At 66.8% G+C, this 8,479-nt stretch carries 6 protein-coding genes; 2 read left to right on the forward strand and 4 right to left on the reverse strand.

Annotated features, from left to right (window positions below):
* Positions 1 to 333: 333 nt before the first annotated feature.
* The 3 genes from Q0Y09_RS07665 to Q0Y09_RS07675 all read right to left on the reverse strand — a co-directional run bounded on the left by Q0Y09_RS07665 (position 334) and on the right by Q0Y09_RS07675 (position 4,306).
* Positions 334 to 1,443 (reverse strand): GerAB/ArcD/ProY family transporter, encoded by a 1,110-nt coding sequence (locus tag Q0Y09_RS07665; protein WP_297719996.1) that lies wholly within the window; start codon positions 1,441 to 1,443, stop codon positions 334 to 336.
* A gap of 19 nt (positions 1,444 to 1,462) precedes the next feature.
* Positions 1,463 to 2,554 (reverse strand): Ger(x)C family spore germination C-terminal domain-containing protein, encoded by a 1,092-nt coding sequence (locus tag Q0Y09_RS07670; protein ID WP_297719998.1) that lies wholly within the window; start codon positions 2,552 to 2,554, stop codon positions 1,463 to 1,465.
* Between the two features lie 225 nt (positions 2,555 to 2,779).
* Positions 2,780 to 4,306 (reverse strand): spore germination protein, encoded by a 1,527-nt coding sequence (locus Q0Y09_RS07675; RefSeq protein ID WP_297720000.1) that lies wholly within the window; start codon positions 4,304 to 4,306, stop codon positions 2,780 to 2,782.
* Between the two features lie 194 nt (positions 4,307 to 4,500).
* On the opposite strand from Q0Y09_RS07675, the gene Q0Y09_RS07680 reads away from it, so the two are divergent.
* Together Q0Y09_RS07680 and Q0Y09_RS07685 are read left to right on the forward strand one after the other, a co-directional pair.
* On the forward strand, positions 4,501 to 5,283 hold the full coding sequence (locus Q0Y09_RS07680; RefSeq protein ID WP_297720002.1) for a coenzyme F420-0:L-glutamate ligase: 783 nt from the start codon (positions 4,501 to 4,503) through the stop codon (positions 5,281 to 5,283).
* 379 nt (positions 5,284 to 5,662) lie between these two features.
* The gene (locus Q0Y09_RS07685; protein WP_297720003.1) at positions 5,663 to 6,601 is read left to right on the forward strand and encodes a phosphate acyltransferase; all 939 of its coding nucleotides are present in this window, start codon (positions 5,663 to 5,665) and stop codon (positions 6,599 to 6,601) included.
* Between the two features lie 319 nt (positions 6,602 to 6,920).
* Here the strand turns inward: Q0Y09_RS07685 and Q0Y09_RS07690 are convergent.
* A partial coding sequence (locus tag Q0Y09_RS07690; protein WP_297720005.1) for a cation-transporting P-type ATPase occupies positions 6,921 to 8,479 on the reverse strand: 1,559 nt, incomplete at its 5' end.

The following is an 8,479-nucleotide window of genomic DNA, read 5'->3' on the forward strand; positions in this document are numbered from 1 at the left end:
ACCAGATCTTCAAGCTCTTGTCAAGAACTTTTTCGAGGTTTTCCGATACTCTCGTGACTCTCGATGTCGTCCTCTCTGACGCGAACTCGTTTATTCTAGCAGGCTCGCAAGAGTTTGTCAAGCACTTTTTTCAGAGCTCGGAGAATTTCTTCTCCTCATCGTTCTGCCTTCGTGCCTCTTGCAAGGCGCTCAGTTAATATACCAAATCATTCCCATATTGTCAACACCTTTTTGCATTTTTCTTGACTTTTCTTCTTTTTCTTTTTTCAAGGGCAAAACACAACCATATCTATCCCTTTTCCCCCTCTTTACACCCCAAGATATAGGTCCCTGTCAAAGGGCAGGGTCATCAGGCGGGGGCTTCCCCCCTTTTCTCTGCCGGAGCTTCAGGCAGACCAGTGCCGGAATGGGTACCCCGAAAGCCAGCAGCAGTTGTCCCGCCGGCACCAGCCAGGTCTCCAGAGACCGGGCGGCAAAGTCGTCGGGAAAGAGGAGGAGCGCCCCTGGGAGGGCCAGCAGGGCGGCGATGACCGGGCTCCGCCCGGCCCACCGGGGCCCCAGGAGACTGCCGGCCATGGCGCGGATGGCAAAGAGGAGGGTGCCCAGGCCCACGAAGTCGCTGAGGACCCAGAAGGCCACCACAATGGACTCCACCCGCTGAAAGGCCCCATCCATGCCCACGCCGCGGGCCATCTCAAAGAAGGGGACCTCCACCCGGGCGCACAGCTCGGCTCCCAGCTGGGCCATGGCGCCCAGCTGAAGGAGGGTAAGGAAGACGCAGGTCCCCAGGAGCCAGCGTCGGCCCAGACGGGCGCTGTGGGGGGACGGCGTCACCTGTCCCGCCAGAAAGCCCCCGAACACGGTACCGGAGAGAACCCCCACCGGCACCAGGGAGGCCGCCGCAGCGCCGGGCAGGTCCTGGGTCCATACCGGGAGGACCCGGCGGGGCCGGGCGTCCAGGAGGGAAAAGCCCACCACCAGGGCCAGGATGAGGGCCAGGACCAGAAAGCAGATCCGCGCCGCCCTGGCAAAGGCGCACAGCCGCCGCCGGGCCATCCATAGCGTGGTCCCCAGGAGGACCAGGAGGAAGACGGCAGGCGAGGCCCCCCGGTAGCCGGCGGTGACCATCCGCCCGGCGTAGAGCCGGCCTTCCACGCAGAGAAGGAACACCGCCCATAACATATATATAATTGTAACGGCTCTGCCCACCACGGGGCCGAAGGCCCGCCGGAAGCCGCCGGCGAGACCGTCCTGTCCCCTGGATAGGGTGAAGACAGCCCAGCCGCCCGCCAGCAGGGGCGGGAAGGCCAACAGCCCGGTGAGCCAGGCGGCCTTGCCGGCCACGGCGGCGGTCAGTCCGGGCAGGGCCCGGACCGCCGGCGTCATGATCCCGGTAAACAGCATGGCATAGAGCTGCCCCACAGAGATCTGGTCCCGTTCCAAGGCGGACCTCCCCCCTTTTCTAATCTCTGGCCACGGTGGCCTCCACCTGGATGGATACCTCCAGCCGTGGGAAGACCTCCTCCCACTGCGCCTCCAGGCGGGCCGTCTTCCAGGGCACCGCCAATGCCACCCGGTCTAACAGATGGATGGCGTCGGCGTCCAGCGCCCGAAACCCGGCCATGGCGGCGGCGATGGCGGCGGTGGCCTGCCGGGCCAGCTCAGCCTCCAGGGTCCGCCGGTCCTCCTCCCCCAGTCCGGGCACGCCGTCAGTGCGCTCCGCCGCCTGGGTCTCCAGGGTGCAGGCCACCCGCAGCCCGGTCAGGCGCTCCCCCTGAAAGGCGGTGCGGAAGGAGGTCTCGATCCCGGTGAGCTTCAGGGCGGAGCTGCCCAGCCCCGGCCCCGGCAGCTCCAGCACCTGTCCCTCGCCCAGCCCCCGGAGCAGGTCGGCCCCAAAGGCGGCCTCCTCCCCCAGATAGCCCCGGAGGGTGCCGTCCCGGACCACCGCATAGCCCGCCCCCGCCAGCACAGAGTTCCCCGCTCCGTCCTCCCGGCGCTCCAGGGCGGGCAGGAGGGTATCCCCGTTTTCCAGCAGGTCGGTGAGGGCTCCACGGGCCATCTGGGGCCGGGGACCGCCCAGCAGCTGGGCATTCCGGGACAGGGCGGAGAGCCGGTCGGGCAGGCTCTCCCCCTCCACTGGCTCCAGCAGCAGCGATGAGGCCGGCGCGCCCTTCACCACCCACAGCTCGGCCTCCAGCCGCAGCTCCGGGTCTCGGGCCATGTGGGTGAGCAGGGGTTCCAGCCCCGACGCGGCCTCCTCCTCCCCCACCAGCACCTGTTCCACGTCTCCGAAGAAGACATAGTCCTCCCCGCTGCGCCCCATGTCGGCGCAGGCCGCCGAGAGGGTCTCTGCCTGGGCGCTGAGCACCAGCGGCTCCTGGTCCTCCGGGCGGGGGCCGCTGGCGGCGGTGACCGTCACCTGGCCCTCCTCCGCCGCGTCCACACCCAGCACCTCCATGAGCGCCGTCCTGTCGATCTGATGGGCATAGGGCAGGGCTGAGCAGCCCGTGAGCAGGATGCCGAGTGCCGGCAGCAGATAAAGGATACGTCTCATGGGGTCCTCCTTTCGGGGCAGAAATCATTCAAGTGGAGCAGGCCGCACACGGTAGACTACCCCGGCGGAACAGGGGCAGGCTGTGGTCCTATCCCCACTTTTTTCGCCGCCTGCGTGGGCGGGAATTGCTGCGAGGTCCTTCTGCTTTTCGTTGCCGGGCACCAACTTCAGATTCTTCGCCCACGTTCAGAGCGGTAACAAGGTTCTTTTTGGGTACTTTTTCTTTTAAGAAAAAGTACCCTGGTTGCGGCGGTTGGGGGTGCGAAGGACGGCCTCCCGCAGTTTGACGAAGGGCAGGGGCCGGCGGAGGACGGCGTTGGCGGTCCGGCCAGCCCCGCCGGCGTCAAAGGGGGTGAGGTAGGCCACGCCGAAGGACTCCAGGGCGGAGAGGTGACAGATGAGGAGGAGCCCGCCCATGGCCACGCCGAACATACCTGCGGCGGCGGCCAGGGCGGCCAGGCCGAAGCGCCACAGCCGCAGGGCGGCGGCGAAGTCCTGGGAGGGCATAGTGTAGCCGGCGATGCCGGCGGCGGCCACCACGATGAGGACCACCGGGGAGACGATGCGGGCCTCCACAGCGGCGGAGCCCACCACCAGACCGCCCAGGATGGAGACGGTCTGTCCGATGGAGCTGGGCAGGCGCAGTCCCGCCTCCTGGATGACCTCGAAGGCGGCCAGCATGACCAGCACCTCAAAGATGGTGGTGAAGGGCACATTCTGCTTGGCGGCCACGATGGACAGGGCCAGCCGAGTGGGCAGGAGCTCCAGGTGGAAGGTGACGGCGGCGATATAGAGGGCGGGGAGAAAGAGGGTGGTGAGCATGCACAGATACCGGAGCACCAGCAGGGCGGAGGCGGCCATCCAGCTCAGGGCCTTGTCCTGGGGGCTGCGGAAGAACTCCTTGAGTCCCGCGGGCAGCAGCCAGCCCATGGGCAGGCCGTCCACCAGCACCCCCACCCGCCCCTCCAGCAGTCCAGCGGAAAAGCGGTCTGGCCGCTCGGTGGAGAGGATGGTGGGAAAGGCGGTGCGCACCTCCCCGGTAAGGTACTCCTCCAGGCTGGCCGGGGAGATGAGCCCGTCGATGTCGATCTCTGCCAGACGTTTTTCCACGGCGGCCACCGTCTCCGGCCGGGCGATGTCCTCCACCCACACCAGGTCCACCGGGGTCACCGTCTGCCGCCCCACCAGCTGCTCCCGGATGCGCAGCTGGGGCGTCCGCACCCGGCGGCGGAGGATGGAGGTATTGGTGCGGATGGACTCCACAAAGGCGTCCCTGGGGCCCTTGAGGGGCGGCTCGTTCTCCGAGGGGGAGATGGAGCGTTTCTCCTCCGTCTGGACCAGGAAGGAGAGCACCCGTCCTGTTTGGGGGAAAAAGAGGAGGCACCAGCCGTTGATGAGGTCGAAGACCCCCTGGTCTGCGGTGGTCCGCTCCTCCACGATCAGGTTGTAGAGGGCCCCCGTTCGGATGCGCTCCACCGCCTGGTCCTCTCTGCAGGCGGCCAGGGCCCCGTCCTGGGCCAGGGGCCGCAGGATATAGTCGCTGACCCGCTCCATCTTCACCATGCCGGAGAGATAACACAATGTGGCCGTCCGCGCCGGGTCTCCCCCCAGGGCCGCCGGACGCCGGGCGAAGTCCACGCAGCCGCCGAAGGCCCGCTCCATGTTTTCCGCCGTCAGCGGCCCGTCGATCCGGGGCTCCCGCCGGGGGTGGGGCGGCACCGGCCCGTCCCCTCTTGTCTTCCGTCCGAACACCCGTCCTCCCTCCTTTCCCGCCTAGTCTGTCCCGCTCTCTCCCGTTCTATTCCTCTCTTTTGGGGAAAAATGGACCGGAAGGGTTGATTTTTCCCGGGAAACGGCTATACTTTTACCGTGCCGCCGGGCGGAGCCCGGCTCTGAGGTCAGAAAGCGGAGGTCACCTCCGGCGGATAGATGGAAAAGGAGCGGCTATGGAAGCAAGAGATTTCTACGTCAACGCAACGAAAAAGCTCATCATCGAGGTGGACGGCAAGACCTACGCCCGTCACGCCATCCAGATCCCCTTTGTCAATGTAGGGGACGACTATGACGCCCTGGTGCGGCAGTATGTGGTCCCGGTGTGGCAGCCCGGGGACATCGTCTCGGTGAGCGAGAAGATCGTCTCCCTGTGCCAGAAGCGCGTGGTCTACGCCGAGGATGTAAAGCCCGGACTGCTGGCCAGGATCCTGTGTCGCTTCGTCGTGCAGACCAAGGCCGGCCCCGGCGCCGGCGTCCCCTATAAGATGCAGTTCGCCATCAACCAATGCGGCGCGCCCAAGATCCTGTGGGCCGCCTTCCGGGCCGCTGTGGACAAGCTCCGGGGCGTCCACGGCACCTTCTATAAGATCGCCGGCGATGAGGTCTACGGCCTGGACGGCTTCTTCGGCCACGACATTGAGGAGTATGCCGAAATGGGCATCCGCATCCCCGCCGACCCCGACGGGGTGTGCGAAAAGGTCCTCAGCGACACCGGCGTGGTCTCCATGATCGTGGACGCCAACGCCCTGGCCCAGGAGATCCTGGGCAAGTGCTCCGCCCTGAAGGACTGGCCCGACGAGAAGCTGGCGGGGCTCATCGGGGACAACCCCGCCGGCCAGGTCCGGCAGCTCACCCCCTTCATCCTCATCCGGGAGGTGCCCAAAGAGGAGGCCGCCGGGCTGGAGGCCAAGGCCCAGGCCGACATCGCCGCCCGGGAGGCGGCGGAGCAGGGCTGAGCCCTCTCTTTGACGGAATATCGTTCGGTCACGCTGCGGCGGGCGCATCTTAAGGGTGCGCCCGCCGTTTTTATAGAGGAAGAGACCCCCTTCCCTCCTTGGGCTCCTCCCCCGTCATTCTGAGGCCGAAGGCCGAAGAATCCGTATTCCCCATCCCGCCGCCGTGAAAGTCAGAGAAACGGATGCTTCGCTCCGCTCAGCATGACGCGGAGGATATGGCGCAGGGCTTTCCCGGACGGGCCCGCCGTCTCTCTTTCATTTGTGGCCGGAACATTTCCTTTTTCCCGATTTCTCTTGTCATTTTCAGCGAGATAGGCTATACTGAGACAAGACAGGCTGCATGGCAGCCACACGGTTAAAGTGGATCGGAGATGACGATATGGAACTGAAAAATTTTGACGCGATCCTGGAGCGGGTCCCAAAGATGTCCCGTCCCATGCGGGTGATCCTGGCCGGTTCCGACGGTGAGAACATGCTCAAGGGTATCTTCGCCGCTCAGGAGAAGGGCCTGGTGCAGCCGGTGCTGGTGGGCGACCGCGCCCGGACCATCACGGTCCTGGAGCAGTTCGGTCTGGAGAAGGAGCCCTACACCATGGTGGACACCCCTCCGGGACACAACATCACCCAAATGGCCATCGACATCATCAATTCCGGCGACGGCGATGTGCTCATGCGCGGCAACATCCCCACCCGTGACTTCCTGATGCCGGTGCTGGACGGCAAGAACGGCCTGCGCACCGAGCGGCTCATGAGCCACGTCTCCCTGGCCTCCCTGCCCGAGTACCCTAAGCTGCTGGCCCTGAGCGACATGACCGTGGTCATCAAGCCCAACATGACCCAGAAGAAGGCCATCATCAAGAACACCGCCGACGCCTTGAAAGCCTTCGGCTATGAAAATCCCAAGCTGGCCCTGCTGAGCCTGGTGGAGCATGTGACCTTCCACATGCAGGACACCGTGGAGGCCCAGCGCCTGGTGGCCGAGCAGAAGCAACGCCCCTTCGCCGACTGCGAGCTGTGGGGCCCCATCGCCTACGACCTCATCCTGAGCAAGGAGGCCGCCCGTTTGAAGAACTACGACTGCCCCTGGAGCGGCGGCGGCTTCGACGGCATCATCGCCCCCGACCTCTCCACCGCCAACACCCTGGTGAAGAGCTGGCTCATCCACGCCCACGCCGTCACCTGCGGCGCCGTGGTGGGCGCCAAGGTGCCCATCGCCCTCACCAGCCGCAGCGCCAACGAGGAGGAGACCTACCTCTCCCTGGTGTTCTGCGCCGTGCTGGACGCCTGGCGGAAGAAGAACAGGGCCGCCGAGGACTGAGCTGAAAAAAGCATAAAGCATGTGAAAAGGGCCCGCCGCAGAATTTTCTAATTCTGCGGCGGGCCCTTCCGTCCGTCGTACCGATCCGGCGCAACGCTTGTTTGTGGAGCGCGACGACCCCGGCGCGCCTGTGGTACTGCCACTCACTCCTGTCATTCTGAGCCGCAGGCGAAGAATCCGTACTCCTGACCCCTCACATCACGGAAAAAATGAGAAAGACGGATCCTTCGCTGCGCTCAGGATGACGAAGGGGGCAAGTGAACCATATTTCACGGGGCGCGGCTGCCCAGCCGCCCCCATGGTACTGCCGCCCGCTCTCTCACGCCCCCACGGCCTTTCGGTCCTGCCGCTCCTTCCGGCGGTCCCGGCGCAGGAGCTTTTCCCCCTCGCTGACCGCCGCCGGGACCAGGGAGAGCAGGAGGACCCGGCCCCAGGCCCCCAGGGGCATGGCCACGGTGCCGAAGACCAGCCGCAGGGGCGGGAAGACCAGGGCGGAGAGGAGCAGGACAAGCCCCACCAGGAAGGCTTTGACCATGGCCCGGTTGGAGGTGAGCCCCAGCTCGGCCACCGTCCTGCGGTCACTGCGCACGTCAAAGGCGTGGAAGAGCTGGCACAGGGTGAGGGTGGCAAAGGCCATGGTGCCGGCCAGAGCTCCCCCGTCGGCGGCCATGGACCAGCCCATGGCCCAGGCGCACAGGGTGACCGCCCCCACCAGCAGCCCCTGCCAGGCCAGGCGCAGAGAGAAGGCTTTGGTAAAGAGCCCGGCCCGGGCGGGTCGGGGCCCCTCCTCCATGACCCCCTCCTCCACCGGCTCCACCCCCAGGGCCAGGGCGGGCAAGGAGTCGGTGACCAGGTTGAGCCACAGAAGCTGCACCGGCGTCAGGGGCGTCCGGGGCAGGTCCAGGGCGGTGGCCAGGGCCACGGCGGCGATCTCCCCGATGTTGCAGGAGAGCAGGTAGTGGATGGCCTTGCGGATGTTGGCAAAGATGCCCCGCCCCTCCTCCACAGCCTGGACGATGGTGGTAAAGTTGTCGTCGGTGAGGACCATGTCAGCTGCGCCCTTGGCCACGTCGGTGCCGGAGCGGCCCATGGCGCAGCCGATGTCGGCGGCCTTGAGGGCGGGGGCGTCGTTGACCCCGTCCCCCGTCATGGCCACCACCTGGCCCCGTCTCTGCCAGGCCCGGACGATGCGCATTTTGTGCTCCGGGGTCACCCGGGCGTACACCGAGACTTTTTCCACCTCCTGCTCCAGCAGCTCCTGGGGGAGGAAGTCCAGCTCCTCCCCGGTGAGGGCCAGGTCCCCCGGCCGCAGCATCCCCAGCTGCCGGGCCACCGCCAGGGCGGTGAGCTTGTGGTCCCCGGTAATCATCACCGGGCGGATGCCGGCGGTGAAGCACCGCTCCACCGCCCCCCGCGCCTCGGGCCTGGGCGGGTCCATCATACCTACCAGCCCCACCAGGGTAAGGCCCGTCTCCAGGCTGCGGGTGTCGGTCCCCGCCGGGAGCCGGGGCAGGTCCCGCCAGGCCACCGCCAGCACCCGCAGGGCCCGCTGGGCCATGGCCTCGTTGGCCGATGCCGCCCGCCGCCGGAGGGCGGGGGTGAAGTCGGTCTCCCCCGCCGCCCCCAGCGCCTTGGCGCACAGGGGAAAGAGCACGTCGGGGGCCCCCTTCACCAGCAGACGGCAGCCCCCCTCCGTTCGGGGGTGGAGGGTGCTCATCCGCTTCCGCTCCGAGTCGAAGGGGCACTCCCCCTGACGAGGGTAGCTCCGCTCCAGCTCGGCCTTGTCCAGCCCGGCACACCGGGCCGCCTCCACGATGGCGCACTCGGTGGGGTCCCCCGCCGCCCGGACCCCGCCGCCGTCCCGGAGCAGGCTGGCGT

Origin of the sequence: Intestinimonas sp., from assembly GCF_026169115.1 — a bacterium.
Taxonomy (GTDB): Bacteria; Bacillota; Clostridia; order Oscillospirales; family Oscillospiraceae; genus Intestinimonas.

What these genes read in the sequence shown, in the direction of transcription:
- Q0Y09_RS07670 (WP_297719998.1), bottom strand. Translation starts at nt 2,554, where the DNA reads ATGAGACGTATCCTTTATCTGCTGCCGGCACTCGGCATCCTGCTCACG.
- Q0Y09_RS07680 (WP_297720002.1), top strand. Translation starts at nt 4,501, where the DNA reads ATGGAAGCAAGAGATTTCTACGTCAACGCAACGAAAAAGCTCATCATC.
- Q0Y09_RS07685 (WP_297720003.1), top strand. Translation starts at nt 5,663, where the DNA reads ATGGAACTGAAAAATTTTGACGCGATCCTGGAGCGGGTCCCAAAGATG.